Raw genomic sequence first — 26937 nt, 5'->3', positions numbered from 1 at the left:
CCCGTCCCGGTGAAGACAGGCAAATCCTCCGTGCGCATTGGCGCACTCGTTCCGCTTAGCCGTCCCGGCTGGGTCGAGGCGGGACGGCATCTGCTTGCCGGTCTGGATCTGGCTGTTGGCGAGGTGAACGGTGCCGGCGGGATCTGCGGCAAGCCCATCGAGCTGATCGTGCGAGACACCGCGGCGGATCCGCGGAAGGCCGCCGATGCCGTGGATGAGCTGGCTGGCATGGGTGTCGCCGCGTTGGCCGGGGAATATCACAGCGTTGTCGCGCGTGCCGCCGCTGCCCGCGCCGACGCGCTCGGCCTGCCCTTTCTTTGCGCTTCGGCGGTGCTCGATGCGCTTACCGAGCAACCTGCAGACTGGGTGGCGCGTCTGGCTCCGGCGCAATCGCACGGTTGGCGGATCTATGCGGACTTTCTGATTGGGGCAGGGCATCGCCGCATTGCCGTTGCCACTCAGCCGAGTGTGTACTGGGCTTCCGGTACGCGCATTTTGCGTGACCATCTCGCTTCGCGCGGCGGCAGCGTCGTGGAACTCGATACGCGGACGCTTGCAGCCGAAGCACTGTGCGAAGAGCTGGTCGAGCACCGCGCTACGGCGCTGCTTCTGCTCGTCGGCTATCCCGAGCCGGCGGCGTCGCTGGTCAGGGCCGTTCGCGGCGATCCGCGTCTCGCCCACGTGCTGATCGGTGCTCCGGCGGGCCAGCCGGAGTTCGCCGAGTGGATTGCCTTGTTGGGTAGCGATGGCGCCGCCATTCCGTTCCTGCGCTATCTGCCGGAACACCTGGGTGACTTCGGCGTGCGCGTCGAGGCGTCGTTGCGCGAACGTTTGAACGAGGCGCCGTCCTTCGTCGCCTTCGAGGGTTACGACACGCTGCTGGTGCTTGCCGAGCTATTGCGTAGAGATGCTGCGCCGTCTGCCGATGGCTGGTCGCAGGTGACGGTCGAAGGCACGCGCGGAAAAATCGCGTTTTCCCGCCAGCCCGGTATCAGCACGTGGCAATGGGCCTGGCCGCCCGTGCAGGTCGCCGATCGCGATCCGCACGTGCACGATCGCTTTCGAGTCCTGCACGTCGGCTGAGCCGCTCAGGTCAGGCTGCCCCTGCCATAGATATAGAAGTCGGCGAGTGAACCGGTGTCGTTGTCGCCGGCGTAGGGATAGCGATTGGGTATGTGGCGCAGCAATCGCCAGCCGGGCGCATTCGCGCGCACCCATTGGCTGAACTGGCGGTGGCGCACGTGCGCGGACGGCGTGTGCGGCTCGTCCTTGTCGGAGGAATAAATCACTACATAATCCCGCCCCGCGCCAAACAAGGTTTCCATGTACGGCTCGAACACCTCGTCCTCGGTCAGGTGATAGATCACGTCCAGCGACAGCGCGAGCTGCGCGGTCTGCCCCGCGTAGTCGTGCACCAGCATGAACGCCTTGTTGGCATCCTTGGCGAAGCGGCGGGTGCAGCGCTCGATGGCATCCGGGCTTACGTCCAGACCGAGATAGGACGGATATTTCGCCAGTGTCAACTGATTGCCGTCGCCACAGCCGAATTCGATGACTTCGCGAATATCGTGGCTGGCGACAAAATCGTTCAGCACCTCCGCCTTGAATTCGGCGAGGCGGTTATACGAGCCCGCGCCGGAGTTGCCGCCTTCGCGATATCGCTCCACCCAATAATCTTCCGAGCCGTGGAACGGTTTTGGGGGATTGAGCCAGCGCCGGTAAACGCTGCGGGCAACGGGGCCTAAGACGGGGATTCGCTTGATCAGGTCTTTCATGACGGCGCTCCAGTAACACGAAGATCCGCTGTGCCGCCAAGGTGGTTACCCCGTGCCCACGCTTTGGCGCCGTTGCAGAGTGCCCTAGGCTAGTCGCTCTTCAGGTAAAAGACGTCGCCGCTCGGCACCCCTCTTCAGCATCGATATTGTTTCGTGATTCGCGCGATCGAGGGGCGAAGAGGGCGACTTTGGCCGTTCAGCGGAACCAATCTCATAAAAAGGTGACATAAGCTCTAGCCGGCTTGGCCAATGCGATTCCAAGTCTTCACATTCGTATGCAAGGTGATGAGGCCGTTGACGAATGATCGCCCTGGACCCGATTTCCGTAGAAGACCTGATCGCTTTCGCGAAGGCTTCGGTTCCCGAGAGATTGGCCCATATCGCCCTGGAAGACGCACTGCCGCCTCCATCCGTTGCCACCCGATCGCTGAACCTGGTTTATCAAGGCCAGCAGCCTCCGTGGTGCAACAGCTTCTACATCCGCGAGCCCGACGACACCATCATCGGCGGCTGCCGATTCAAAGGCGAACCGCACAATGGGCAGGTGGAGATCGGCTATTGGGTATCCGTTGCGCGCCGAAACCGCGGCATCGCCACACGTGCCATCGAAGCGCTCGTGCTGATCGCCTTCAACAGCGGACAGGTTCGCGAGGTGTTGGCCAAGGTGAGGGAACTCAATGCTCCCTCGACGCGCGTCGTGCAAAAGCTGGGATTTGCAAGCGTTGGATCGGAGCTCAACCACAACGGAGAAGTGCTGGTCCATTGGACGCTGCAGATTCGTAGGTTGAGTTAGCGCAGCGTAACCCAACAAATTCCGCGAAAAACGTCAGGTTGCGTTGCGCTAACTCAACCTACGACATCCACGCTTCGTGCAACGCTTCGGTCTCCTCGTCCGAAGGAAACAAGGATTCGATGCGAAGCTCCTGCGCGGCAATGCTCTGCGGTGCGCCCACGCTGGTGATCATCGAAAAATACCGCAGGACCGTGCCATCCTTTTTGAAGCCGATGGGAATCATCGGCAGATTCGGAGCGGGACCCACCGATCCGTGCAATCGCCACGACGGATCGACCCCGGGGTAGGCAAACAACTCGTCAAGCAACGCATGGGCTTGTTCATCCAGGACGCGCCCGGTCGCTTCGCGATAGACGCGCTGAACCAGGCTTTGCGCGACGATTTCCCAATCCTGCACGAACGGCCGCATGCCGTCGGGATCGAACATCAAGTGCAGCATGTTGCGCGGACCGCTGCGCGCCGCCAAGTCGATAAACGAGCCAAAGAAGCGCGGCGACGATTCGTTGGCGTTCAACACATTCCAATAGCGGTCCATGACCAGGGCCGGATAGGGATTGTGCTGGCGAAGCATGCGCTCAAGCGCGCGCGTGATGCCCTGCATTTCATGGGCATTCCACGGTGCTTCCGAATAGACCGGCGCATAACCTGCCGCGAGGAACACGGCATTTCGTTCGCGCAGCGGAACATCCAGCGACTGCACGATGCTGGTCAATACCTGCCGACTGGGTGCGCTGCGGCCGCTTTCGATAAAGCTCAAGTGCCGCTGGGACATGCCGGCCTCGAGCGCCAGCCCCAATTGGCTGGCGCCGCGCACTTCCCGCCAATGGCGCAGGAGGGCGCCAAGGTCAGTGGATGGCCGCGTTCGATCCGTGCGAGGGGTGCCCACGTGAACCTCCCTAGGGCCTGTTAGCACTATTTTCGTAGCCCGCGTTGTCGTTGAGTGGTCGTCAGGTGGTAGTGCGCGGCACTGACTTGGCTGGCTGCCAAGCCGGTGCCGCGTGCTGCCGCATGGCGGCCACTCTACGGCAACCCTACGGGCCGGGTCTGTTTGCCCGCCATCCGGCGTCATCGCTCGGTCGTGTACGGACGTACACTCCCTCACTCTTCCTTGGCTGGCGCGCAAACAGCTCCCGGCGCGGGCCACGAAAATAGTGCTAACAGGCCCTAATAGGTCTTGCCTGGATATTAGCCTTGCTTGCGTGCATGTTTGCGAACATCGCTCCAAAAGCGTTCTATCGGTCGATCAGGCCTTCGGCGCATGCCAGCGATAATCCTGAAAATCCTGCTCCAGCGGCGGCAAGGTCACGTTGCCGGTGTAGTTGGTGATGGCCGATGCGGCGACGATGGCAATAACCTCCAGCAGGCGATCCTCGCCGAATCCGGCGTCCAGAAACGCCGACCGGTCGCGATCGTCGAGATGTCCGCGTTTTTCGATCAGCGTTCGCGCCAGCGTGGAGAGCGCAGCGTACTGTGCATCCTTGGGCAGCCGGCGCTCGCGGATGGCCTCGATATCCGCCGCGTCGATACCCTCTTTGGCAGCCAGGAACGAATGGAAGGCCACGGCCCAGGAACTCGCATTGGTTACCGCATTGGTAAGCAGCACGATCTGAACCTGTGGTTCCGAAAAACTTCCGCCGTGGACCTTGCCGAACAGCCCGACCAGGCTGCCGATCAGCACAGGCGATGTGGACATGGCGCGGGCAATATTCGGGATGACGCCAAACGTGTTTTGCAATGCTTCCAGGGCGGGCTTGGAGGATTCGGGTGCGGATTCGATGGTGTGAACGGGAAAGGCTGACATGGGGAGCGTCCTCTTTGAATGGCACGTCGATATCGACGGTGTGGAGCCACTCTAGGCGCACGAGTTCATCGCGCCAATTACCTCGGAGGTAATCAATCGGTATGCGACGTAACGCCCATCACGTGTTCCCGCGTGAAGCATGGCGATCGCGACGAACCCGGCGGGCGAATGTGCCGGGTTCGGGGTCGAATGCACGCGCTCGCCGATTTAACCGCCCGCCCTGGGCGCCCGCATCGTTTTCCCGTTCTGATGCAGGACCAACGCCGTGACCTTTCCGGAAGCATCGCGCTCAAAATCGATCTGTGCATCGACCACCCGATAGAAGAAATGGTCCTTGGCGCTGGCGTAGATGGGAAAAGTCGGCTGGCTGGCGAGTTTGGCCATCAGCTGTCCTTGATCGACCGTGATCACGAAGGTGCCGTCCGGCACGAGGTTGTAACGCCCCACATACTGCTGCAGCACGGCGGGATCAAGTGTGGTCTCCTTGACGCCTTCGATCGAAGCGGCGGCGGCCTCAGTGATTTTCGGCGCCGGATGGTCGCCGTGCTGATGCAGCACGAGGCGATTGATGCTGCCGTCCGCGTTGCGCTTGAAGCTCATGCTGATCCCGCCGATCCGCGCAAAGAATTCGTCGCGGCTGGAAGGGTAGATCGGAATGCCCTGTTGGCCGGCGGCCTGTGCCATCAGCTGGTCGCCGGCCAGGCTGAGCCTCAACACCATCTTGGGCGACAACTGATATGCGCCTTCGTAGACCTTCAGTTGGTCCGGCGACATCGCCACGCTTTTGCGCGACGGCTCCAGTTGCCAGTCCGGCCGCAGCGAAGCAAAGCCGAGATCGTCAACGTCGACCTGCGCATTGGTCAGGATCACCACGCCGTGCTTGCGGTCGGAGGTAAAGCCGATAAAGCTGGCGTAGCCACCGGTCATGCCGTTGTGCCAGACGATTTCCGGCTGGCGGCCGTCATGCTGCGTCATCCAGATCAAGCCGATTTGCACGGTTGAGCTGCCCGCGGATGTCCTGGCCGTTTGCGCCAGTTGCATGGCGGGCAGCAGCGGCGAAGGCAGCAGCCCCATATTGGCCTGCAGATAGCGCAGCATATCCGCGCCGGTGCTGCGGATGGCACCAGCGCCGGCCAGCGCGTCGAGGTGCCAGCCGGGTACCGGTTTTCCCATGGCATCGTGTCCGCCGGCCATGCCCGTGGGATCTGGGTTGCTCACGCCCACGGAGCTGTCTTTCATTTTCAGCGGATCGAAAATCGTGGACTTCAGCAGCGCCGGATAGCCGGTTCCCGCGTGTTGCCCCAGTGCATAACCCAGCAGGCCCACCGCAAGGTTGGAGTATTCGTAGCGTGCGCCGGGATCCCTGGGCAGCGTATACGCGGCCAGGAATTGCTTGAGCTTGGCCGCGTCGTAATCCGCATAAGGGTCCGTGGGATCGGCGGGCTTCATGTTGGAGGGAAGGCGCGGCAGCCCCGAATTTTGTTCTGCTATGTTGGCCAGCGTGATCGCCTTGCCGTCCTTGGATGGAATGGTAAAACCGGGAAGCAGCGTGGACAGCGGCTGATCCAGGCGCAATTGCCCCTTGACGACAAAGTTGGCCAGCAGCGTGGCGGTGAAGGTCTTGGTGACGGATCCGATCTCATACACCGTTGAGGGGGTAGGCGCCGCTCCGCTATCGAGTTTGCCAAATTCATAGATAGCGCTTTGGCTGCCGTCGACCACAGCCACCACTACGGTGGGATTTTCACCGGCGGCCACGCGATCGCGGATGGCCTGCTCCACGCGCGCGGGAATGAGCGAATCGGCCGCCACCGCATTCGCGGCAAGCATGCAGGCTCCCATAACTACGGCTAATCGTTTCACACTGGCTCCTTTCCACGTGGATTGGCGAAGACGTCGGGTAGTGCGGTGAGTCGAGGCTGCGAAGAATTGGTCAAGCATAACCATCGGTTGAAGTGCCTTTCGGCACACCACCCCGATTCCCGCGTCCGAAATCCCCGCTGCGGGCGACTTCTTTATGTCCACATTGTGAAATCACGGGATAGTCACGTGACGGCGCTGGAATGCTATCCGGATGGCACGGGCACGCCACGGCTGGAAAAGCGCGCAGGCGGCCCATAACCGGCAGGTTTCTTTCGAACTCGGGCGTTTTTCGGGGAAGCAGCCGGGCTGCCTCTGGATGTATTCGTTCCGCCCCTCTAGGATGGCCACGTGCCGCGGGGAAAATCAGGGAAGTGAATACCGACTCATGCCCCCGCGTGGCGTCGTCCTACTTTCGATGTGAAACAGGCCAACGAGGAGAAGCCATGAAGAAGCGTTTGTGTATTGCCGCCTTGACGTTGATGTCGCTGCCGTTGCTTGCCCATGCGTCGTGCGACAGCGTGAAATCCAGTATCGATGCCAAGATCAAGGCCGCCGGTGTAAGCAATTACAGCCTGGACGTGGTCTCGGCCGATCAGGCCGACAAGAATGGCGGCAAGGTGGTCGGCCAGTGTGAAGGCAACAAATCCATCGTCTACACCCGCGGCGAAGCGGCGGCGAGCGGTGACAAATCCGACAGCAAGTCGAAGGAGCAACCGGCCGCCGACAAATCGGCACCGGCGTCCAGTTCGTCCAGCGGCGGCTGAGTCCGCGCGATAGTCGTCTAACGACATCGAGGCCCGGCAGCACATTGTTGCCGGGCCTTCTACCGTACCGAAGACATCACACCAGCGGGATCGTGTCCGACTCATGGCACAGCATCGGAAGCGTCGTTACGTTGTCATCGTCCTGGCCTTGATCGCAACCGCGACCTGCGCCGCGCAGCAATCCACTGTCGAAGTCGAGCAACCCGGGCAATGGAGTGCAGCGGGCGTGTATTTGTGGCCAGGTGAAACCGACATTGCCGATGCGCCGGCGGGAACACGGGTCAGCACCGTCCGGTCGCCCAGCCACACGCTTGCGCTGAAAGTAACCGATGACGCATTGGCGGTCATCGATGCCAGCGGCAAGGCCGCGTCGAAACCGCTTGAGATCGAGGACCTCGCCGAGGTGAATTGGGCGCCGGATTCGCGCGAGTTCGCGGTAACCCAGAGCGACGGCGGCTGGGTGGGCACCTGGACGGTTACCGCCTATGCGGTGACACCCGACGGCCTGCACTCGTACGAGCTTTCGAAGCTCGTCGCCGCGAAGTTTCAGGCGAGGAAAGGCGGTTGTGCGGAAATTCCCAATGTCGGCGCGGGAGGCTGGCTCGGTCCAGGCCGCTTGCTCGTCATCGCCGAAGCGCCGCCGCACAGCAGCTGTAGCGACATGGGCAGCATTCGCGGCTACGAAGTTGCCGTCGAGCATGCGCAGATACTCGATGAATACGATGCCCCTGCATTGAAGAGCCGGTTCGGCCGCTTGCTCGGCCGGCGTTTCGGAAGTTCGCCATGACTTCGAGGAAGGCAATCGCATGCACGTGACGAGACGGGCAACGTGGCTGGTCATTTTGATACTGGCGACCGCCGGGTGTGCGAACAAGCACGCAGTGGCGGCGCCAGCGTCGTTTATCTCCGGCGAAACGGGCAAGGCCGGCGCCAAGCTGGCCTACGAGCATCATCTGCGCATCGAATTGCCCGATGCGCAGATCGCGCCGCGCGTGGCAGCCGTACGCGAAGCCTGCGAATCGGCGCGCTTCGGTGCGTGCAACGTATTGAGCATCGAGCAGAGCGAGCACAGCGGAGCACTCACACTGCGCGTAGTGCCTGCCGGAGTCGAGCCGCTCGCCACCATGGCCGGGCAAAACGGCAAGCTGGCCTGGCGGCAGACGCATGCCGAAGACCTGGCCGACGCGGTCCAGGACAACGACCAGAAGCTGAAACAACTGGACGCCTACTCCGCGCAGATGGAGCAGCTTTCACAGCGCAAGGATCTCTCGCCCAGCGACCTGATCGCGCTGGGTCACGAACGAGCGCAGATCCAGGTGGAACGGGAAAATCTCCAGAACGTCTCGGCGCAGCAGCAGCGGCGCATCGACACCAATCTACTCGAGCTGGATTTTGTCGAGGAGGGCGGCGGTCACCATCTTGGAATCTCGCTGGATAGCAGCATCGATCAGCTCTACGAAGGGATTCGCGATGCCCTGCAGATGCTCGCCTACGGCATTCCGTTCCTGCTGCTGGCGTTTCCGTTGGCCTTGGGTTGGCGCTGGGTATGGCGACGGATAACCAGGAAGTCGCGCGAACGAGATATGCGCTGACGTTGCGTTCTCCCTCCACTTCCGTCGCAGGGGAGGGAGCGGGTTTTCACTTTCGGTGCTGCATATCTGTCGTAGGTCACGTAGTGAACACCTCGTATAAGCTCTACATTCAACCGCCGCAATGTGGCGGATACCACAAGGGAATCCGATGAACGGTTCGATGCTGAAACGGGTTGCACTGAGCATGCTTCTGGGAACTGCCACCACGGCAGCCTGCGCCGCCACGGACGCGGGCTCACACTGGGTAGCCACCTGGAGCGCAGTGCCCGATTCGCAAGGTCCGGGCTTCAAAGACCAGACGCTGCGGGAAATCGTTCGCGTCAGCGCGGGAGGCACGGCGATACGCGTGCGCTTGAGCAACCTGATGGGTACTGGGCCGGTAACGCTAGGCCCCGTCCACGTGGCATTGCATGCCAGCGGCGCGTCCATCCAGCCGGGCAGCGATCACGCGCTCACCTTCCACGGTTCGTCCACGGTCACCATCGCCAAGGACGATAGCGTATTGAGCGATCCGGTCGCCATGGCGGTGGCGCCGCTGCAAGAGCTGGCGGTAAGTCTCTACGTACCTGCGCAGACCAATCCCTCTACCCAGCATGGTGACGCCCAGGCCACCACCTACATCACCGACAGCGGCAACGCGGCAGCAGCAGTGTCGTTTCCCGGCGAAGAAGAACTTCCCAGCCGGGTGTTTCTCACCGACGTCGAGGTGGCTGCATCGCCTGCCAGTAAAGCTGTTGTCGCGTTCGGCGATTCGATCACCGACGGCTATCGGTCGACACCCAACGCCAATCGCCGCTGGCCGGATGTACTCGCTGCGCGTCTGCATGCCGACCAGGCCACGCAGGCTGTCGCGGTGGTGAATGCGGGCATCAGCGGCAATCGCATCTTGAATGAGGGCGCAGGACCCAGCGCGCTTTCGCGCTTCGACCGCGATGCACTGCAGAAAGCCTCCGTGCACTGGATCGTCCTGCTCGAAGGCATCAACGACATCGGAGAGTCCAGCCAGCCGGACACACCCAAGGACGCAGTTTCCGCCCAGCAAGTCATCGACGGCATGAAAACGCTGATCGGTCGGGCACACGCCAAAGGGCTGAAAATCTACGGCGCCACCTTGCTGCCCTTCGGCGGTGCGGACTGGCCGTACCACACGCTCGCCGCCGAACAGAAGCGCCAGGCCGTGAATGCGTGGATACGCCAATCCGGTGCCTTCGACGCGGTGATCGATTTCGACAAGGTCGTGCGCGATCCTGCGCGCCCGAATCGTTTTCTGCCGGCGTTCGACAGCGGCGACCACCTGCATCCGAACGATGCAGGCTATCGGGCAATGGCCGAGTCGATCGACCTTGGGTTGTTCGCAAGCAAGCCTTAGCTAACCTGCCGTCGATCAGGGCAAGCTTTGGCTTGCCCGTCGCCAGTTAGTGCGAAACCTGACCGGTGAGGCGGGCCTTCAACGGTTCGGCATCCAGCAACATCAACGTATGCCGATCGGGAAGTTCCACCACTTCGCGCATGTCATTGCGCAGCACGTTGTCGATCTGGTTGAGCAGCACGCTGGGCACGCGCATCTTGCTGGATACGTCGATCGTGACGATGTTCTCGATGGCATCCACCACCAGCCCATACTTCTCCGACTCGTGCTCGACGATCATCACCTTGGTCGCTGAAAAATCTTCCTGCGCCGGCATGCCGTAGAGCGCGCGCAGATCGACCACGGTCACCAGCTTCTGCCGCAGGTTGAGAATGCCGCACACGAACGACGGCGCGCCTGGCGGCCGGGTCAGTTCGCCAGGGAAATCGATCACCTCGCGCAATTGATCGATGCGCATGCCCATCAGCCGGCCAAGCCGGAACGTCACATACGTTTCGCGTCCGCCCGAGCGGCGTGCGTTCGTTTGTTTGTCGCCGGTCCCCGCGATTTGATAGAGCGAGCGATGGCCGGCGGTCAGCTCCTTCACCTTTTCGTCGGCGATCAAGGCCTCCTGCTGCAGCAGGATGATGCTCTGCTCGTCCGACACGTGCAGGCAGCCGGCGAACAGCGAAGGCCGCGACTGGTCGAAAGAGGGCATGACCAGCAGTTCGTCGTCGCGATAGCCGACGATGCTCTGCACTTCGTCCACCAGCAGCCCGAAATAGACATCTGCATCCTTGATCACCAGGATGCGACGCTCGTCATCCACTTCATCCGTGGCCGCTGCGGCAGGAGCCGTGGCGGGCAGATCGAGAAAGCGCGCGAAATCGATCACCGGCACCGTATTGCCGCGCAGATTGAGCAAGCCGGCGCAATGCTCGCTGGCAAGCACCGACTTTTTCAGTTCCGGCAATCGGATGATTTCGTGGATGGCGCCCATCGGCAACGCCAGGCTGCGGTCGGCCACGCGGAACGACACGCACTGGCGCCGCTGGCTTTGCGCGTGATGCCGGCTGGCCGCCGAAGTGGTCCGGCTGGCCTCCAACTGCGGCACATCCTGCAACTTCACCAGCACGCCGGGCGAAAGAATCTGCAGAATGCGCTCGCCGCCTTCCAGCTTCAGCGCACCGCCGATCATCGGCGCCGTGCCGTCGGCATGCACGAAGCGGATCTTCTGCTCGTCGCGCACGCGAAGAATCTCTCCGGTTGCATCGAACAGCAGGCCGACCTTGCTGTGGCCAACTTCGACAATGGCGATCTTCGCTGCGTCGCGATCCTCGCCGTCGGGAAGGTTGAGCAATTCGCTCAGGTGCACGATGGGAATCAGCGTGCCGCGAAGATTGAACAGGCCAAGCAGGAAAGAGGGCGCCAGCGGAATCTGGGTGACTCGCGCCGGATAGTTCACCACTTCCTGCAAGTCGGACACCGACAAGGCCAGCTCGGTATCCGCCAGATGGAAGGAGCCGAACAGCTCGACCGTATCCTGTGCCGCAGACGACGCAATGTGTTCCATGAGCATGACCCCGTTCAAGTAGCGCGGCTGAAGGTTCGCACCGCGTAACAGTGTTGCGCGCAATCGATCAGCAGTTGCCGGCCCTGCTCGCCACCCAGGTCTTCGTGCACCACCCGGATGCCGGCCGCGGCCAGGAGACGCTTGGCGGCCTGCGCGTTCTGATCCCCGATAATCCCGTGCCGCGGCATCGTCTGCTGCTGCACCATGCTGGCGCCGCCGGCGATCACCGCTTCAATCTGGTCTACATCCGCTTTGTCGATACTCATCAGCTTCAACAGCGACGGTACCGCCAGCGTCACGTACTTGGCGCCGATGCCGGCGCTGGGCTCGCGTGCTTCCGGCAACAGGCAGTGCGCCAAGCCGTAGACGCCGCGATTGCGCCACATCAGGCCGATACCAACGCAGGAGCCCAGCGTGGCGCGCAGGACATCGTGGCCGCGGCCGATGCCGATCTCGCACATGCGCACCTGGATTTCACGCCCGCCGCTCACGCATGGCCTCCTGCTTGCGATAGATCAGCGGCTGCTCGAAATCGAAGCCCGTGCGGTGACGGCTCAGCGACTCCGACTCGCCGATGATCAATACGCCATCGGGCACCAGCGAGCTGGCGACGTTGTCCACCACGGCCTGCTGCCCGGCATCGTCGAAATAGATCAGCACGTTCCGCAACAGCACCAGGTCGATGCGTAGCGGATCGGCCAGACGCCGGTACAGGTTGTGCTCGCGGAACGATACATTGGCGCGCAGGGCAGGCACCACGGCGAAGCGGTCGTCGATCTTCGCGAAATATTTCTCGAAGAACGCCGGCCGGCTGCGCCGCAGGCCGTCGATGCTGCGCCCCTGGTAAAGCCCGATCTCGCCGGCACCCACGACATACTTGGCGATGTCCGTTGCCAGGATGCGGTAGCGGAAAGCGGGATGACGCTCGCGGTATTCCTCGCAAAGCATGGCCAGCGAATAGGCTTCCTCGCCCGACGAGGCCGCGGCCGACCAGATCTGCAAGATGCTGCCGGCGTGTTCGTTGTGCCACCTCGGCAGGAACTGCTGCCACAGATAATCCCAGATGCGCGGCGTGCGAAAGAACGACGTTTCGTTGGTGGTCACCAGGTCGATGAAGTAGGTGGCTTCATCGGCCCGGCTGTCCAACACGTCGAGATAATCGCGATAACTGTCCAGCGACAGCGCTTGCAGCCGGCGCCGCAAGCGACCCTGCAGCAGCGGCCACTTCTTCTCGGTCATCGTGATGCCCGTGTGGCGGTGCACGCTTGCCAGCAGTGCTTGCCGGGTGGGGCGATCGACGTCGTCGTTGATGTCCACGCTCATGCTCCGTCAAACGACGAACCGCGCCACCGTCTGGCTCAGGTCGTCGGCACCCTTGGACAGGTTGGTGGTGGACCGCGCGATGGTGTCGCACGATGCGGCGGATTTCTCCGTCTCTTCCGCCACCTGCTGGATCGCCGCGCTCACTTCGCGCGCCGCAACCAATTGCTCGTTGGCGCCGCAGGAAATCTCCGAAATGGCTTCGGTGGTGCGACTGACCCCGGTCAGGATCTTTTCGAACGCCTCGCCCGCCTGCTTGGAGATCTCGCTGCCGTGCGCCACGCGCTTCACCGACTCGTTGATCAGCTTGGAGATTTCCTTGGTGGCCTGCGACGAACGCTCCGCCAGCTTGCGCACCTCGTCGGCAACCACCGAGAAGCCGAGCCCATGCTCGCCCGCCCGCGCCGCCTCGATCGCTGCGTTGAACGCCAGCAGGTTCGTCTGGCTGGCAATCTCGCCGATCACCTTGATGATCTCGCTGATGTCTTCCGAGGACTTGTTGATCAGCTCCATCGATTCGATCGACTTGGCAATCGCCTTGGAGCCGCGCTCGGCTTCCTGTTGCGTGTCCTTGGCGAGATGGTCGGCGCTGCGGGAGTTGTCGGCGATGGAATTGATCGACGCGGTCAGTTCTTCGATCGACGCGTTCATTTCCTCCACCGTCGCGCCGAGCAACTGTGCGCCGCTGGCGACGACACCGGAACGCTCGGCGATGTCCTGCGAAGAGCTGGAGAACCCGTTCACCGAGTGCACCACCTTGCCGATCACGCCGCGCAGGTCGCCCATCATCTGCTTGATGCCGCCGGCCAGCTGGTCGATCGGATCGTGGCCGTTGACGGCGATCTCGGCCGTGAGGTCGCCTTCCGCCGCCTGCCTGACCTTGGCCAGCAGGTCTTCCACCTTGCGCTGATCCTGCTCCGCGCGAAGCTTGACGCTTTGTTCCAGTTCGACCTGTGCGGTAACGTCGGTGGCGAACTTGATCACCTTGGCCAGGCGGCCGTTGAGATCGAAGATCGGGTTGTAGGTGGCCTGGATCCAGATGGTCCGTCCGCCCTTGCCAATGCGCTTGTAGCAACCGGAGTCGAATTCGCCGCGGTTGAGCTTGGCCCAGAAATCCGCATAAGCCTGGCTGGCCGCGTGTTCCGGATCGCAAAAGATGCGATGGTGCTTGCCGCGGATTTCGTCCAGGCGATAGCCCAGCGCATTGAGGAAATTCTCGTTGGCGGCGAGCACGTGGCCGTCAAGATCGAATTCGATCACCGCCTGCGCGCGATCGATGGCGTTGATCTTGCCCTCGTTTTCCGCGGACTGCTGGCGTACCTCGGTGATGTCGGTGGCGAACTTGACGATCTTGTACGGCTTGCCCTTGCCGTCGAACACCGGATTGTACGAAGCACTGATCCACACCTCGCGTCCGTCGCGCCCAATGCGTTTGTAAATGCCGTGATCAAAGGTGCCCTTGCCAAGTCGAATCCAGAAATTCTTGTATTCCTGGCTGGCCGCATAATCGGGTTCGCAAAATATCCGATGATGCTTGCCCTGGATTTCCTCGAGGCTATAACCGAGCACGTCGAGAAAATTCTCATTGGCGGTAATGACGTGACCTTCGAGATCGAATTCGATAATCGCCTGCACGCGATGCAAAGCATCGATAACGGCTTTCAGCTCGACCGGTTCGAGCGGCATATCCGGCGTTTCTTTACCCATGACTGTCTCCTGAAAACATTCAAGGACAAACGCACTGACGCCGTATGAGCCGGTGCCCGATGCGGTTGCGAAATTAGATGCGCGAGAAAACCGTCGTCCTTGACGGGCCGCCATCCGCTTTTCCCCCGGCGATGGCAGTCCAGGCATACCGTTGCACGTCTGATCTATCGGCCCGTTATTGGGCGGCTTTAATCCCGGCCCATTGCGGCTGTGATAGGGCGCACACCTGAATCGATCTTATTAATGATGGGTAATGGGATTTACGCTGGAAAAACCGCGTATTTGAGTGGAGAGGCGGTTTTAATAATGCAAATAAATAATAACGTGAATATTATGTGAAAATGTGTCCGATATTCCGTGAGCCACCGCCCTGCAAGGCAGGGCGGTGGCCGAAGGTAGGACCGCTCGACTCAAGGCACCCGATCAAACGGCAAATTCCACACGCGGTCATCCGAAATGCGAATGCCCTTCACGCTGCCGTCGGCAGCGTAAATGGGGCGCAATATCACGTCGCCGGAAATAAAAGCCCGGGTATAGGCAGGAACAAACAAGCGGGATTTGCTAGGACGATCTTCCGCGACCACGTCGAGGCCGTTTTTTGCGGCGGTAACGCGATACGTCACCGGCACTTCGTCATTGTGAAAGCGTCCGGCGATGCGCGCGAGATCCGCCGCGGTTGGCGCGTAGGTTTGCGTGCGATCGTAGTAGGTGGCATCGCCCTGCGAATCGAAACGAAGACGCCCGTCCGCCAACACGGCACCGGTCGCCGCGACATCGCCGTTGGCGCGCGCGACCGAAAGCTTTCCATCCGGTCCGGCCATCACGGTAAGACCGTTGTCCGTTTGAAGGTGGTTGTCGTGAAAGCTGAGATGCAGCGGCACGCCGTCGCGCTCGCTGGCATATACGCCGGCAAGGCTGGCCGGTGGCGTGGCGGTGAAGGCTTTGTGCTCGGCTTTGGCTTCAGGCAGGTAGCGATCGACCAGCGCATGCGCGTCGGTGGAGGGAATCGCATCGTCGGCGTTGCACAGGATGGCCATCGACAGATGCTGTTCGGGAAAACGGCCAAGCCACGTGCGATAGCCGGCCGTGGCGCCATCGTGGGAGACCTCGCGCAGGCCGTGATAGCTGCGCAGGAACAGGCCGCGTGCGTAAACCGTGGGCCGCCCGTCCGAGAGCAGGGTACGCGTCTGCATCGCCTTGGTGACGAAAGCGCCGAGGCGTCCATCGGTCAGCGCTTTGTTCCACAACAAAAGGTCGCCGACCGTAGTCAGCAGGCCGCCATGCCCGTAGGTGTTTTCGAACGGCATCATCTGCTCGTAAACACCGGCCGATACGCGGTGATAGGCGATGGCGCGGCCCGGCACCACGCGACGGAAATCGTCGCGCCATTGGGTGTGCGTCATGCCGAGCGGCGCGAACAGGTGCTGCTGAGTGAAGGCTTCGAACGTGGTGCCGCTCACCCGTTGCACGATGATCGCCAGCAGGTTGAAACCCGTGTTGGTGTATGACCACGCCGTACCGGGAACGAAGTTCAGCGCGCGCTGGCGCGAGGAAATGCCAAGCACGTCGGCCATATCGTAGACACGCTCGGTGCGCGGCCAGCCGGCAATCGCCTCGATATCGCCCCAGTCGCGCAGGCCGCTGGTATGTCCCAGCAATTCGGCGATGGTGATCGGATGCCCGAAATCCGGCATTTCAGGCAGGTATTTGCGGATGTCGTCGTCGAGCGACAGCTTGCCTTCGCCGACCAGGATCAACGTGGCCGCCGCGGTGAACTGCTTGCTCACCGAACCGGCTTCGAACACGGTGTCGACATTGACCGGTACGGCGTGCTCCAGATCGGCCATGCCGAAGGCGCGCCGCACGGGGGTGCCGTCGCCGAATTGCACGCCGACGGCGCAACCGGGTACGTCGCCCGGGCCGATGTGCGCAAATACGGCGTCGATCTTTGCGGCGGGAGTGTCCTCGGCCGCGGCGACTGCGGTGGTGAGCGCGAGGGCGATGGCCAGCATCAGCGTCTTCATCGATTCTTCCAGGTTGGCGGCCAAAACTCGAAACTAAGCCAAAAGCGCGGTGCTCCGCTACTGCGCAACGGCGCACGCGCAAAGAAAAAGCCGGAGTCCGTCAAGGCTCCGGCCTTTCTGCAAACGAAGAAGTGCGCGCAGGCTTCAGTCGTCCTTGCCGAACAATCCGCCGAGCACCGAGCCGATCACGCCGCCGGCAATCGCACCGCCGATGCTCGAGCTGGAATCGCCGGTCAACACCGAGCCGCCGCCGCCTTCGCGTGCAAGATAGGGCTCCAGCGCATGCGCCAGGTTCGGCATGGTCAGCGTCTGCAACCAGACCTGGCCGGGGCCGGTGAGGTTGGCCACGAACAGGCCATCGCCGCCGAACAGCTTGTTCTTCAAGCCAGGCAACAGGCTGATCTCGAAATTCACCGTGCCTTCGAACATGCCGATGTGGCCCGGATGCACCTGCAGCGTTTCGCCGGGTGCCAGCGTGTAGGTGACGATCTCGCCGCCCAGCTCCACCCATGCGCGGGCATTGCCGGTCAGCTTCTCCAAAATGAAGCCGTCGCCGCCGAAGATGCCCGCGCCTAGCGAGCGCTGGAAGCCGACCGACAGTTCCACGCCTTCGGTACCGCACAGGAAACCGTGGCGATGGATGAAATAGGTGTGGCCGGGATTGACCTGCACTTCAACGATCGACCCGGGTACGTGCGCGGCGAAAGCGACCATGCCGGGTGAGCCGGATGTCGTGTATTCGTTCATGAACAGACCGCCGCCGGAAAGCGCGCGGCCCACCACGCCAAGAAAGCCCTTGGCGCCGGCCGTGCGCGCCGAGGTTTGCAGCGTGATGTTGCGCGTCATCCAGGAAAACCGTCCCGGCTCCGAAATAATCCGGTCGCCTTGCTCCAGGCCCACTTCCAGCACGGGCAAGGTCGTTCCCACCATCCGAGTCTTCATTGCTGCGTTCCCCAATTGACGTTGCAGCCGGCATTGTCGCGCCAACGGGCCAATGAGAGGGAGTGCCATTGTGCAGCGGCCGCCGCGCTTTACTCCTCCCCCTGCTAGCGACCCAAAGCTAGTCCCGTGGGACAGGGGAGGTGGGGAGGGGGTAAAGCTCTTCAGCTCTTCAGCTTTTAAGTTCTTGCGCCCCACACCACCTCAGTTCACATAAACAGGATTCCCCACCAGCAACAGCTCCCCAGCCGCTCCGCGCACATTGGCGCGGATCCAATGTCGCTTGCCGTCGCTCTGCCAGTCAAACGACTGATCCAGCGTTCCACGCACCAGCAGATCGGCATTCGGCGGTTGCCACACCTTGCCATCCACGATGATTTCCGCGCGGCTACCTTGCGGCGCAGAGGCCTTGACGGTGATGCGCGCGCGCTGGCCCGCAGCCAGGGTGATCGCATCGCCCATGTCGGCCGTCTGCGTGCCGACACTGGCACTGAGATCCAGAAAGCGATCGCGCGTGCCTTGCACGTCGATGAAGACGTGTCCCGCACGAATGCCGGCGAGAATGGCCGGCATCGAGAGCTCGCTGGCATGCACCACGGTAGTCGGCGTGCCGATCAGCGTGCCGATGCTTTGCTTGGCATCGTGATTGTCGCTGCCGCCCACGCCGGTCAGCCGATAGCCCTGGTCGAGCAGGTGCTGCCAGAACGGAATGCCCGAATCGGGAAGCATCGCATCGATGCCGTTCACAGCCTCGATCGCCTGTACCAGATGCATGTCCACCGGCTTGGCCGGCGCCCAGCCGCAGCCCATGCAGGTTTCATCGTCCGGCCGGATCGGATGGTTGATGGAAACCAGCCCATGCAACGTCGCAGCCGCGCGCAGCAACGTGTTCCAATCCGGCACCGAGGTGCTGCCGACACGAAAATCGATCGGCTGATCCGAGCCGAACAGGTTGGCGTGCCCTGTAAACGTGGTGAGTTCGCGCGCGGGGATCAGCAACAGGCGGTCGTAATAGGGTTGCAGCTCGCGGATGTCGTTGGCCTGCGACACCGAGTTGTGATCGCTCAACGCAATAAAGTCCAGCCCGCGCTGCAGCGCCGCGTCGATGGTGAGAAACAGCGGGCAGGGTACCTGCTTGCCGCTCTGGCTGGCGCAGCTGCCGTCGCTGTGCGCACCATGCATATGCAAGTCGCCGCGATACCAGCCGGCTTCCTGGCGCAATGGCGGATTCAACACTTCCGGCAACCACGCCGGATCGCCCGGATGCCCGAACCACACCTTCGCCGTGTAGTCGGCCGTCGCGTTGGGGCGAATATTGGGAATGCCAAGCAACAGAGTCCAGCGCCCGGGGCGAATGGCTCCCGGCAGGAACGACGGCGTGGCATCGGTGGCGCTGACGGTGAATATCTTCTTGCTTCCGCCGCTCCAGCCGCGAAAGCCGTCCTGTCCGCGAAACCCGTCCGGTCCAAGCAAACCGAGGTCGATCGTGGTGCGCTGGTTGCGGCCGGTGTAGTCGAACTGGATGGTGATGCGGTTGACGTTGGCGGGAACCTCGAACGGCACCGATTGATACGTGTGGTTTTCCGCAGGGCGAACCTGACCCTTGAGAACGAGGCTCGGCGGTGTGTCATCGGCGTGGACGATGCAAGCGGAACACAGGAGCAGGGCCATGAGCACCAACGAGCCGATCGCGCTGCGGATTTTCATGAGATATCGCTTAGGGAGCTGAGGAGCACGAATGCGGAAAACACTGCTCCCTCCCCTACTGCGTCCCACGGGACTAGCTTCGCGTCGCAGGGGAGGGAGACCAGCCGATCAAAACCGATACATCACCGAAGCGCGGAACGAACGCCCCAGCAACGGCCGGGCAATGAACACCGTCGCGCCGGCATCGGTGCTCTTCAACTCGCCCGAACGCGGATTGCCTTCGGTCAGTCCCAGTGAATTGGTGATGTTGTCGGCATACACGAAGAACGAGAGATCCGGCGTGGCCTGGTAGCGCGCGCTGAAGCCCAGTGTGGTGTATTGCGGCAGCACCACCGAGTTGGCGGTATCGGAGAAACGCTTGCCTTCGTATTCAAAAGCCGCCTGCAGGCGCAGCTTGTTGTTCAGCAGGTTCACGCCCGGCACGATGCGCGCGCTCTTCCGCGGCACGCGGATCAGCTGGTCGTCGTCATAGTCGTTCAACACCGGCGCGCCCGCCGTGACGGTGGTGTAGCGAAGTCCCTTGTAGCGTGGATCCTGCAGTGTGGCGCTGTACTGGATATCGAACCACTTCACCGGATACACCGTGCCCTCCAGCTCCAGGCCGTAGGTCTCGGTGTCCGCGTAACCGGTTTGCGCGGTCGATGCGCCGGACGTGGGGTTGAACACGTAGTTGCTGAAGCCTACGTCGTCGTAGCGCGTATAGAAAAACGTTTCGTAGGTTTCGATGTACTCGTTGGCGAACTTGTAGCCAACCTCCGGCAGGATCATCGTCTGGGTGATCGGCGTGGCCGTCGGCGTGGTGATGTACGAGCTGAGATTGGGCAGGCGGAAGGTGGAGGTATAGCGCGCGAACACGCCCTGGTGATCGCTGAACTGATAGTTCGCGCCCAGGGTCCAGCCGAGCTTGCTGAAGCTGTGGTTGTAGTCGACGTATTGCCCGCTGCCGGTGAGGATGTCGGCGCTCCACGGCGTGCCAAGATTGGCGGTGGTGGAAGACTCGGTCCAGCCGACGGTATTCACCCGCTCCCAGCGCGCGCCGCCGTCGATGCGCAGCGCATCGGTCACCTGCCATTCGTCCGATGCGTAGAACGCGTCCGTGTTGGATTTGCCCGAGGAATGCGCCCATTCGTAGCCGTTGTTGTAAACGCCGTCGTCGGTGAGCATGCCGATCGGCGCGCCGTCGGCATTCACCGCCACCAAGTTCAGCAGCTTGGCGTTATCGGAGGTATCCAATAGCACGGTGGAGGAGAAGCGGTCGAAGTTCTGCGCGAAATAGGCGTGGTAGTAGCCGAACGTCACGTCGTGGGTCTGGTCGCCGAATTCGAACTTGCGCATCAGGCGGGTATCGCTGGTGATCTCGTGCATGGGCATGGTGATGCCGCGCAGGCCGCCCAGAATCACCAGGCCGTTGCCATTCTGGTTGGTGTTATTGAAGGCTGCACCGGAATCGACGTACTGCAGCTGCATGCCGGCAGCGCCAGGGTAATACTGCAAGAGATGCGACTTGGCCGAGGCATAGAATGCGTCTGCGGTCTCGATGGCGTTCGGGTAGACACCGTTGCGGATCGTATCGGTGTCGCTGTAGCGCAGGTCTTCCGACAGCTTCCAGTCGTCCCCCAGGTTGTAGTCGAACTTCACCGTGAACTGCGTGCGCTTCACGTCGGTGCCGAGGCTGTCGTTGAAGTTGTAATAGCTGCCATTGCCTTGTTGAAGCGACGCATGCTCCGTTTCGGGGCCGGCCACGGTGCCGTAATTGCCGTTGAAGCCGGGCACCGCCACCAGGTCGCCGCTCGGGTTGCGGTACATCGGAATGCCGAGGTCGAAACCGACCTTGTCGTCCATGTGTTTCAGGTCGATGCTGATATCGCCGTTGTCGAACTGTTTGGACAAGGTGGCGCGCAGTTGCCCGCCATCGTCATTGGTGAAGCCGGGTTTGCGTATGCCGTTGTCGGTGCGCCAGAAGCCGCCGGTGCTGAATTTCCAGCCGTCGCCGATCGGCGTGCCGTACCAGAAATCCAGGCGGTTCAAGGAATAATTGCCGACGGTGTACTTCACCAGGCCATCGGGCATGTCATCCACCTGGCGCGGAATGAAATTAATCGCGCCGGCCGGTGCATTCGAATAGAAAATGGAAGACGGACCGCCGCGCACCACTTCGATGTGGTCGATCGTTTCATCCAACCGGAATGCCTGGTCGGCGTTGAGGTAGCCCAGCGCCGGATCGTGCTGCACCGGAATGCCGTCCTCCAGCAGATTGACCGAACCGTAGCCGTCCACCGGAATGCCGCGCGCACGGATGTTGCCGCTGGCTTCGCCGCCGGAGGATTCCACCCAGAAGCCCGGCACCGATTTCACCGCTTCGGTCACGCTGGTCGGCGCCTGCATGCGCAGGCGGTCTTCATCGATGGTGGTGACCGAATAGCTGGTTTGCGCACGTGTGCGCACGTCCACGCCGGAGCGCGCCGTGACTACTACGCTGGCCAGATCCTTCGCGGTTTTTTCCGGGCCGGTCAACGCCGCGCCGTTGTTGTTGGGGTTGGAGCCTGCACTACCGGCCGTCGCTGCCGCAGCGGGGGCCGGATTGCCCGCATTGGCTGCCACGTTTCCCGGGACGATGGTTACCGTATTGGGCGTGACGAAGCGATAGGTGAGGCCCGTTCCAGCCAGCAGCTGGCGCAGTTGCTGCTCCGGCGCCAAGCCCGCCTGCGCACCGGGGCTGCGGATGCTGTCGGGAATATCGGAACTGTAGACGATCTGCATGCCCGCTTCGTGCGAGAAACTTTGCAGCGCCTTGGCCAGCGGCATCGGCGCGATCGCCACCGTGTGCGATGCGGTGGCGGCTTGTGCGAACACCGCCAATGGGGTGCTCGTGCCGAGCACGAGCGCTATGTGTAGTGCCAAACGATTTCGCATGAGAAGGGAGGCTCTGAGGGACGAGTGGAGCGGGCGTTTTCGCCAGCACTTATCAATCAAGAGTCTCCACGCGCAAAACCGGGTACCGCGACTTCAGTGAATTTTTTGTTACAGCTGCCCGGCCTTGGTGTTGGTTTCATGCGAAACGGACACGACGCGGATGCGATCTCCGGCATCGATCACGCGCACATCCGGCAAGGTGGCGAGGTAGGCAACGAAGGCTTGCGGATTGTTGGCGTGGAAGATGCCGCTGATGCGTTGGCCGGCAATGCCGGCGTCCTCGATCGCCAACGGCTTGCTGGTGTAGGCATTGAAGCGGCGGGCGACGTTGCCGATGGTTTCGTGCTGGAAGCTGATTTCCGACGGCAGCCACGCGGTAGCTTGAGCGGCCTGCACGGTGTGGATGCGACTCGTGCCGGAGACATCGAGGTCGATCTGCTGGCCCGCGGTAAGGTCGGCGACGGAATCCCCCGGCGGCGGCAGTTCATCGCCCTTGGCTGGCGGAGTTTGCGCTTTCAATACGCGCACGCGGCCGCTGATGACGGTGAGCGTGTCGCCGGCCGCATCGCGCCTGACGTCGAAGATGGTGCCGATATCCTGCAAAACGTGGCCGCCGACGTCGACCAGCATCGGGCGCACGCGATCCTTGCCGATGTCGAACAGCACGTGCCCGCGCAGTACTGCAATGCGTCGCTGATGCGCATCGAACCGCACCTCGATGCGGCTGTCGCGGTCGAGCTGGATCAGCGTGCCATCGGAAAGCGTCAGCGCGCGTACGCCGGCGGCATTGCCCGCATAGCTCTGCACGGACGCCTGCGCGACCGTCTGCACGGGCACAGCATGCCTGGGCGCCAGGCCAAGCCATGCTGCGGCGATGGCCGCCGCCATGCCGGCGACACCGCCGAGCGCGAGCCCGATGTGGGACCTGCGCGCGGGCTGCGGGTTTCGCGTCCCGGGTTCGGCTTTCCCTACGCGCGGAAACATCACGATCGGATTGCTGTGCCGCGCCTGCTCCGCCAGCTCGTCCGCCGAGAGCTTCTCGAGTGCGGCGGCGGCCTTCACGTCGCCGTGCATCTGTGCGATCGCGAAATATTCGGCCACGTGCAGGGGCGAGGCGCGCAGCCAGTCCAGAAATGCGGTGCGCTGCCGTTCGCTGAGCGGTTCCTGCTGCTCGATGTACCAGGCCGCGGCCTGCTCGGTGATGCGGCGCGCTTGCCGCGCGGCGTCGAGTTGGGTCAATTCATTCATAGTCGGCCATCCGCTGCCGGCACGCTGCCAGTCCCTTTACGATGTACTTCTTGACCATATTGGTCGAAATCGACATGCGCTCGGCGATTTCCCGGTACGACAGCTCGTCGCGATAGTGCATCACCATCACCGCCCGGCATTTGGGCGGCAGGCGTTCCATCAGCGAGGCCAGGTGGCGCCGCCGCGATTCGCTGTCCACATCCGCTTCGACGTTGCTGGGCGCCACCAGGTGCTCCACGACGTGTTCCAGTTCATCGCTGCCCAGCGGCTGCTGCTGGCGCAGTACGGCGTGTTCCTTCACCAGGTTGGCCGCCACCGTGAACAAGTAGGCTTCGGGGCTGAGTATGTTGGCGGCGTCGGCCGGCTCCATGCGCAACAGGCGCAGGTAAACCTCCTGCACCAGGTCCTGTGCATCCCAGCGATGCGCCACCCGCCGCAGAAAATAGCTGCTCAACGTTGCCCGCTTCTCTGCGAACAATGCCGACCAGGTCGCATGCTTTTCGCGCATCAAGACCTCTTCGACCGTGCCGGCCGCAACCGGCTACGGTACTTGGAAGTTCGCAGAGACTAGGGTGAATGTGTGACGCTTTCGTGTAGATCCCCGGGCGGGGCTCAGGGTCGCACCGCGTTGAACGGAATGCAAATGCGCGGCAGGTCGTTGCCGTGCGGCTCCACGAAGTGCTCCAGCCAGTGCGGAAAAAGCACCAGCAAGCCGGCCGAAGGACGTAGCTGGATATCTTTATAGGCGTTCGCGCCGTTGCCTTTGGCAAACGAATTGAGCACGCCCAGGCGGGGATCCTTGAACACCAGCGCGCCGGATCCCTCCGGCACCTGCAGGTAGAACGTGCCGCAGAGCAGGGCGCCTTCGTGCAGATGCTGGAAGTTGAAGCCGCCGCGATCGTGGATATTCACCCAAGACTGCAAGGCGAACGCCGGGTTGCCAAGGCCCATCTCGGCGAACGCCTGTGCGCAGTAGCCGCGGGTGACGCCGAGCAGATCCGCAAACGCCGGCTGCTGCAACACCGCGTTGTCCGTGCTGTTCCAGCCGCCGCGATTGGTACGCCCGGCGGGTGCGGGGTTCGCTGTGCGCATCGCCTCGATGGCCTGCACCCACGACGCATATTGCGGCGCCGGATACTTCAGCGGTACCTGCCAGATGCGGGTGGCAAACAGGTCAAAGGCTTGTGCCGGCGGCAATGCGGGAGAGGCCGCAACGTTGTCGCCCATGGTTACGCTGTAAGTGCTGTTCATATCGTGTAAGACCTGCCCGTGAGGTTCAGTCTGGCAGCGGAATGTAACAGTTTGCGTAGCAGGTCGCTGTCTGCGGCCTTGCACAGCACGGTGGCAGTAGGCAATGTGGGCGGCACGACGGGCACACCTTTCTCCGCTATGGATGGGGCAGATAGCAATCCATGATCATCGGTCTGGTTTCGCTGCTCGTTTTGGTCACGCTGGCGATATTCGTCGCGTTGACCCGCTCGTCGGTGCACGACGTAAGCGGCGATGAGGAAGTCTTTCGATACAAGAAGTCGAATCTGACGGCCCTGCTCATCTGCGCACCGGCATTTGCCCTGCTTAGCTTTTGCACGTACGTGCTGGCACATCCACGGCCAACCGGAACGGCGCTGTATCCCTACCTGCTCGCGGGGATACTGCCGACCGTCGGTGCGACTTTTCTTTATATCTACATGCGCTCGTTCTCCATCGTTGCCGTTGAGAGTGGCCTGCGCATCACCCGTTTCAGCCGCGAAACATTCGTCGGCTATAAAGACATCAAAAAACTGACGCTGGTCCAAGGCGGAAAAGGCGGCATGACGCTATCGGCGTTCGATGCGGGCGAGCGGCGCATTTTCACGCTGAGCGACAGCTTCGAAGACGTGCCTGGCTTGTGCGGCCTGATCAGGGCGCGGGCGGATAAATTCGGGCTGGTGTACCGGCATCGCGACAGGTGGGGCAAGTGGACGTGACGGGCGGTGAGCGCATCCGTTCCGGTGGCGCAGAGGGGCTAAGATAAGTTCTTGCTTCTCCATCCGGGCACACCGGGAGAACGCCCCATGCCGATCGATCGCCGCGATTTCCTCAAGCTTGGTGGCCTCGCTGCCTTGAGCAGTGGCTTGCCCACGCTGGCGCAGGCGGCCGGGCCGGCTATGGCCATGGCAGGCAATGCCGACTACACCTTGCGCATCGCGCGCAGCCTGGTGGAACTGTCTCCCGATCACATCGTCTCGACCACCACGTACAACGACCAGTTTCCGGGGCCGCTGATCCGCCTCAAGGAAGGTCGGCGCGTGGTGGTCGACGTGTACAACGACACCGACGTGCCGGAGCAATTGCACTGGCACGGCCAGTTTCTGCCGGTGGATGTCGACGGCGCCGCCGAAGAAGGCACGCCATACATTCCCGCGCACGGCATGCGCCGGCTGTCGTTTGTGCCGGGTCCTGGGGGCTTGCGCTTCTATCACACCCACGTCGTGGCCGGCAGCGATTTGACCCTGGGCCAATACAGCGGCCAGGTAGGTCCGGTGTATATCGAGCCGCGCCACGAACCGGGCAACTACGATCACGAAATATTCCTGACGCTCAAGGAATTCGATCCGTTCTTCAGCAAGGGCGGCGACATGGCGATGGATTTCCTGCGCCCCGCCCAGCGCGATCGCACTTTGGAGCAGCGCGGCGAGTCTGCCATGCAGGCATCGCTGGCCAGCGGTCACGCCAAGGGCTATGAAGTGGGCTATCAGGCGTTTGCCATCAACGGTCGCGCGCTTGGGTCCGGCGAGCCGATCCGCGTGAAGCAGGGCGAGCGCGTGCTGCTGCACGTGCTCAACGGCAGCGCCACCGAAATACGCAGCCTTGCCCTGCCTGGCCACGTCTTCAAAGTCATCGCGCTGGATGGCAATCCCGTGCCGCATCCGGCCGACGTGCCGGTGCTGTGGATCGGCACCGCCGAACGCATCAGCGCCGTCGTCGAGATGAATCATCCAGGTACCTGGGTGCTGGGCGATCTCGACGATGACGATCGCGGCCACGGCATGGGCATCGTGGTGGAATACGCCGGGCATAGCGGAAAACCGCAATGGATCGCGCCGCCGCCCTTCGGTTGGGATTACCGGCTATTCGCTCTGCCGAATACGCGCGCGACCGAACCGGAGCAGATCATCGACCTGACCTTCGCCAAGCAGAATGCCGCCGACCACAGTTTCAATCGATGGACCATCAACGGGGTAGCATTCGACATGCAGGCGATGAAGCCGATGTTCCAGCTCGCATACGGCAAGCGCTACCGCCTGCGCATGCACAACGGCAGCGACGACATCCATCCGATGCACCTGCATCGGCACAGCTTCGAGATCGCCAGCATCGCCGGCCAGCCAACCGGCGGCATCATCAAGGACGTGGCGATGCTAGGCGGCTATCAGAGCATGGAAGTCGACTTTACCGCCGACCAGCGCGGCCTGTCGCTGTTCCACTGCCACGTGCAACTGCACCAGGATTTCGGGTTCATGGCGTTGTTCGAGTGCGCGTAGTTGAGGTTTCCGCGCGTTGGTCCGCTTTGGCCATCGTGGCATGGTG

The 26937-nt window shown here is 62.3% G+C and carries 23 protein-coding genes; 8 read left to right on the top strand and 15 right to left on the bottom strand.

Features of this window, described 5'->3' with window-relative positions:
- The first annotated feature begins 9 nt into the window (after positions 1 to 9).
- The gene (locus ISS99_RS08710; protein WP_204631222.1) at positions 10 to 1083 is read left to right on the top strand and encodes an ABC transporter substrate-binding protein; all 1074 of its coding nucleotides are present in this window, start codon (positions 10 to 12) and stop codon (positions 1081 to 1083) included.
- A 5-nt stretch (positions 1084 to 1088) separates the two neighbouring features.
- Here the strand turns inward: ISS99_RS08710 and ISS99_RS08705 are convergent, their stop codons facing one another.
- Positions 1089 to 1775: a class I SAM-dependent methyltransferase gene (locus tag ISS99_RS08705; RefSeq protein ID WP_204631221.1), complete on the bottom strand. Its 687-nt coding sequence runs from the start codon at positions 1773 to 1775 to the stop codon at positions 1089 to 1091.
- A 301-nt stretch (positions 1776 to 2076) separates the two neighbouring features.
- Between ISS99_RS08705 and ISS99_RS08700 the strand changes: the two genes are divergently transcribed.
- Positions 2077 to 2568 carry a GNAT family N-acetyltransferase gene (locus ISS99_RS08700; RefSeq protein ID WP_204631220.1) on the top strand — a complete coding sequence of 164 codons (492 nt, stop codon included), beginning with the start codon at positions 2077 to 2079 and terminating at the stop codon, positions 2566 to 2568.
- A 58-nt stretch (positions 2569 to 2626) separates the two neighbouring features.
- Here ISS99_RS08700 and ISS99_RS08695 read toward each other — a convergent pair whose 3' ends face one another.
- From ISS99_RS08695 to ISS99_RS08685, 3 genes are all read right to left on the bottom strand, one after another.
- On the bottom strand, positions 2627 to 3454 hold the full coding sequence (locus ISS99_RS08695; RefSeq protein ID WP_204631219.1) for a helix-turn-helix domain-containing protein: 828 nt from the start codon (positions 3452 to 3454) through the stop codon (positions 2627 to 2629).
- Between the two features lie 357 nt (positions 3455 to 3811).
- On the bottom strand, positions 3812 to 4369 hold the full coding sequence (locus tag ISS99_RS08690; protein WP_204631218.1) for a carboxymuconolactone decarboxylase family protein: 558 nt from the start codon (positions 4367 to 4369) through the stop codon (positions 3812 to 3814).
- Between the two features lie 207 nt (positions 4370 to 4576).
- Positions 4577 to 6199 (bottom strand): serine hydrolase, encoded by a 1623-nt coding sequence (locus tag ISS99_RS08685; RefSeq protein ID WP_204631217.1) that lies wholly within the window; start codon positions 6197 to 6199, stop codon positions 4577 to 4579.
- Between the two features lie 476 nt (positions 6200 to 6675).
- Here ISS99_RS08685 and ISS99_RS08680 point away from each other — a divergent pair, with 476 nt between their 5' ends.
- From ISS99_RS08680 to ISS99_RS08665, 4 genes are all read left to right on the top strand, one after another.
- Positions 6676 to 6996 carry a DUF1161 domain-containing protein gene (locus ISS99_RS08680; protein WP_204631216.1) on the top strand — a complete coding sequence of 107 codons (321 nt, stop codon included), beginning with the start codon at positions 6676 to 6678 and terminating at the stop codon, positions 6994 to 6996.
- Positions 6997 to 7099: 103 nt separating this feature from the next.
- Positions 7100 to 7783 (top strand): hypothetical protein, encoded by a 684-nt coding sequence (locus tag ISS99_RS08675; protein ID WP_204631215.1) that lies wholly within the window; start codon positions 7100 to 7102, stop codon positions 7781 to 7783.
- Positions 7784 to 7802: 19 nt separating this feature from the next.
- Complete coding sequence (locus ISS99_RS08670; protein ID WP_204631214.1) at positions 7803 to 8588, top strand: DUF4349 domain-containing protein; 786 nt, start codon at positions 7803 to 7805, stop codon at positions 8586 to 8588.
- Between the two features lie 184 nt (positions 8589 to 8772).
- Positions 8773 to 9957, top strand: coding sequence for an SGNH/GDSL hydrolase family protein (locus ISS99_RS08665; protein WP_239537809.1), 1185 nt, complete (start codon positions 8773 to 8775; stop codon positions 9955 to 9957).
- A 46-nt stretch (positions 9958 to 10003) separates the two neighbouring features.
- On the opposite strand, the gene ISS99_RS08660 is transcribed toward ISS99_RS08665, so the two are convergent.
- The 11 genes from ISS99_RS08660 to ISS99_RS08610 form a co-directional block, all read right to left on the bottom strand.
- Complete coding sequence (locus tag ISS99_RS08660; protein ID WP_204631212.1) at positions 10004 to 11509, bottom strand: chemotaxis protein CheW; 1506 nt, start codon at positions 11507 to 11509, stop codon at positions 10004 to 10006.
- 14 nt (positions 11510 to 11523) lie between these two features.
- Complete coding sequence (locus ISS99_RS08655; protein WP_204631211.1) at positions 11524 to 12000, bottom strand: chemotaxis protein CheD; 477 nt, start codon at positions 11998 to 12000, stop codon at positions 11524 to 11526.
- Entirely contained in the window at positions 11984 to 12826 is an 843-nt protein-coding gene (locus ISS99_RS08650) for a CheR family methyltransferase (RefSeq protein ID WP_425490449.1), read from the bottom strand. The genes ISS99_RS08655 and ISS99_RS08650 overlap by 17 nt, the downstream gene beginning before the upstream one ends.
- A 12-nt stretch (positions 12827 to 12838) precedes the next feature.
- The gene (locus tag ISS99_RS08645; protein WP_239537808.1) at positions 12839 to 14536 is read right to left on the bottom strand and encodes a methyl-accepting chemotaxis protein; all 1698 of its coding nucleotides are present in this window, start codon (positions 14534 to 14536) and stop codon (positions 12839 to 12841) included.
- 410 nt (positions 14537 to 14946) lie between these two features.
- The gene (locus ISS99_RS08640) at positions 14947 to 16560 is read right to left on the bottom strand and encodes a serine hydrolase domain-containing protein (RefSeq protein WP_204631209.1); all 1614 of its coding nucleotides are present in this window, start codon (positions 16558 to 16560) and stop codon (positions 14947 to 14949) included.
- A 144-nt stretch (positions 16561 to 16704) separates the two neighbouring features.
- Positions 16705 to 17502 (bottom strand): AIM24 family protein, encoded by a 798-nt coding sequence (locus ISS99_RS08635; protein ID WP_204631208.1) that lies wholly within the window; start codon positions 17500 to 17502, stop codon positions 16705 to 16707.
- A 201-nt stretch (positions 17503 to 17703) separates the two neighbouring features.
- Positions 17704 to 19206, bottom strand: a complete 1503-nt coding sequence (locus ISS99_RS08630) for a CehA/McbA family metallohydrolase (protein ID WP_204631207.1) — start codon at positions 19204 to 19206, stop codon at positions 17704 to 17706.
- A gap of 108 nt (positions 19207 to 19314) precedes the next feature.
- The gene (locus tag ISS99_RS08625; RefSeq protein WP_239537807.1) at positions 19315 to 22119 is read right to left on the bottom strand and encodes a TonB-dependent receptor; all 2805 of its coding nucleotides are present in this window, start codon (positions 22117 to 22119) and stop codon (positions 19315 to 19317) included.
- A gap of 108 nt (positions 22120 to 22227) precedes the next feature.
- On the bottom strand, positions 22228 to 23367 hold the full coding sequence (locus ISS99_RS08620; RefSeq protein WP_204631206.1) for a FecR family protein: 1140 nt from the start codon (positions 23365 to 23367) through the stop codon (positions 22228 to 22230).
- Positions 23360 to 23875, bottom strand: coding sequence for an RNA polymerase sigma factor (locus ISS99_RS08615; protein WP_204631205.1), 516 nt, complete (start codon positions 23873 to 23875; stop codon positions 23360 to 23362). The genes ISS99_RS08620 and ISS99_RS08615 overlap by 8 nt, the downstream gene beginning before the upstream one ends.
- Before the next feature lie 104 nt (positions 23876 to 23979).
- Positions 23980 to 24618 carry a TIGR02466 family protein gene (locus ISS99_RS08610; RefSeq protein ID WP_204631204.1) on the bottom strand — a complete coding sequence of 213 codons (639 nt, stop codon included), beginning with the start codon at positions 24616 to 24618 and terminating at the stop codon, positions 23980 to 23982.
- 161 nt (positions 24619 to 24779) lie between these two features.
- Here ISS99_RS08610 and ISS99_RS08605 point away from each other — a divergent pair, with 161 nt between their 5' ends.
- Both ISS99_RS08605 and ISS99_RS08600 read left to right on the top strand, forming a co-directional pair.
- Positions 24780 to 25334, top strand: a complete 555-nt coding sequence (locus ISS99_RS08605; RefSeq protein WP_204631203.1) for a hypothetical protein — start codon at positions 24780 to 24782, stop codon at positions 25332 to 25334.
- A gap of 87 nt (positions 25335 to 25421) precedes the next feature.
- Entirely contained in the window at positions 25422 to 26891 is a 1470-nt protein-coding gene (locus ISS99_RS08600) for a multicopper oxidase family protein (RefSeq protein ID WP_204631202.1), read from the top strand.
- Positions 26892 to 26937: the final 46 nt, after the last annotated feature.

Origin of the sequence: Dyella mobilis, assembly GCF_016904945.1 — a bacterium.
In the GTDB taxonomy this organism is placed as follows: Bacteria; Pseudomonadota; Gammaproteobacteria; order Xanthomonadales; family Rhodanobacteraceae; genus Dyella_B; species Dyella_B mobilis.
The sequence above is the reverse complement of the archived record's forward strand: the minus strand, read 5'-3'. Positions and strand labels throughout refer to the sequence as shown.

Excerpts from the sequence above, each read along its gene's own strand:
- ISS99_RS08705 (WP_204631221.1), bottom strand. The coding sequence starts at position 1,775 with ATGAAAGACCTGATCAAGCGAATCCCCGTCTTAGGCCCCGTTGCCCGC.
- ISS99_RS08700 (WP_204631220.1), top strand. The coding sequence starts at position 2,077 with ATGATCGCCCTGGACCCGATTTCCGTAGAAGACCTGATCGCTTTCGCG.
- ISS99_RS08690 (WP_204631218.1), bottom strand. The coding sequence starts at position 4,369 with ATGTCAGCCTTTCCCGTTCACACCATCGAATCCGCACCCGAATCCTCC.
- ISS99_RS08685 (WP_204631217.1), bottom strand. The coding sequence starts at position 6,199 with ATGCTTGCCGCGAATGCGGTGGCGGCCGATTCGCTCATTCCCGCGCGC.
- ISS99_RS08680 (WP_204631216.1), top strand. The coding sequence starts at position 6,676 with ATGAAGAAGCGTTTGTGTATTGCCGCCTTGACGTTGATGTCGCTGCCG.
- ISS99_RS08675 (WP_204631215.1), top strand. The coding sequence starts at position 7,100 with ATGGCACAGCATCGGAAGCGTCGTTACGTTGTCATCGTCCTGGCCTTG.
- ISS99_RS08670 (WP_204631214.1), top strand. The coding sequence starts at position 7,803 with ATGCACGTGACGAGACGGGCAACGTGGCTGGTCATTTTGATACTGGCG.
- ISS99_RS08665 (WP_239537809.1), top strand. The coding sequence starts at position 8,773 with ATGCTTCTGGGAACTGCCACCACGGCAGCCTGCGCCGCCACGGACGCG.
- ISS99_RS08660 (WP_204631212.1), bottom strand. The coding sequence starts at position 11,509 with ATGGAACACATTGCGTCGTCTGCGGCACAGGATACGGTCGAGCTGTTC.
- ISS99_RS08645 (WP_239537808.1), bottom strand. The coding sequence starts at position 14,536 with ATGGGTAAAGAAACGCCGGATATGCCGCTCGAACCGGTCGAGCTGAAA.
- ISS99_RS08640 (WP_204631209.1), bottom strand. The coding sequence starts at position 16,560 with ATGAAGACGCTGATGCTGGCCATCGCCCTCGCGCTCACCACCGCAGTC.
- ISS99_RS08635 (WP_204631208.1), bottom strand. The coding sequence starts at position 17,502 with ATGAAGACTCGGATGGTGGGAACGACCTTGCCCGTGCTGGAAGTGGGC.
- ISS99_RS08630 (WP_204631207.1), bottom strand. The coding sequence starts at position 19,206 with ATGAAAATCCGCAGCGCGATCGGCTCGTTGGTGCTCATGGCCCTGCTC.
- ISS99_RS08625 (WP_239537807.1), bottom strand. The coding sequence starts at position 22,119 with ATGCGAAATCGTTTGGCACTACACATAGCGCTCGTGCTCGGCACGAGC.
- ISS99_RS08620 (WP_204631206.1), bottom strand. The coding sequence starts at position 23,367 with ATGAATGAATTGACCCAACTCGACGCCGCGCGGCAAGCGCGCCGCATC.
- ISS99_RS08615 (WP_204631205.1), bottom strand. The coding sequence starts at position 23,875 with ATGCGCGAAAAGCATGCGACCTGGTCGGCATTGTTCGCAGAGAAGCGG.
- ISS99_RS08610 (WP_204631204.1), bottom strand. The coding sequence starts at position 24,618 with ATGAACAGCACTTACAGCGTAACCATGGGCGACAACGTTGCGGCCTCT.
- ISS99_RS08605 (WP_204631203.1), top strand. The coding sequence starts at position 24,780 with ATGATCATCGGTCTGGTTTCGCTGCTCGTTTTGGTCACGCTGGCGATA.
- ISS99_RS08600 (WP_204631202.1), top strand. The coding sequence starts at position 25,422 with ATGCCGATCGATCGCCGCGATTTCCTCAAGCTTGGTGGCCTCGCTGCC.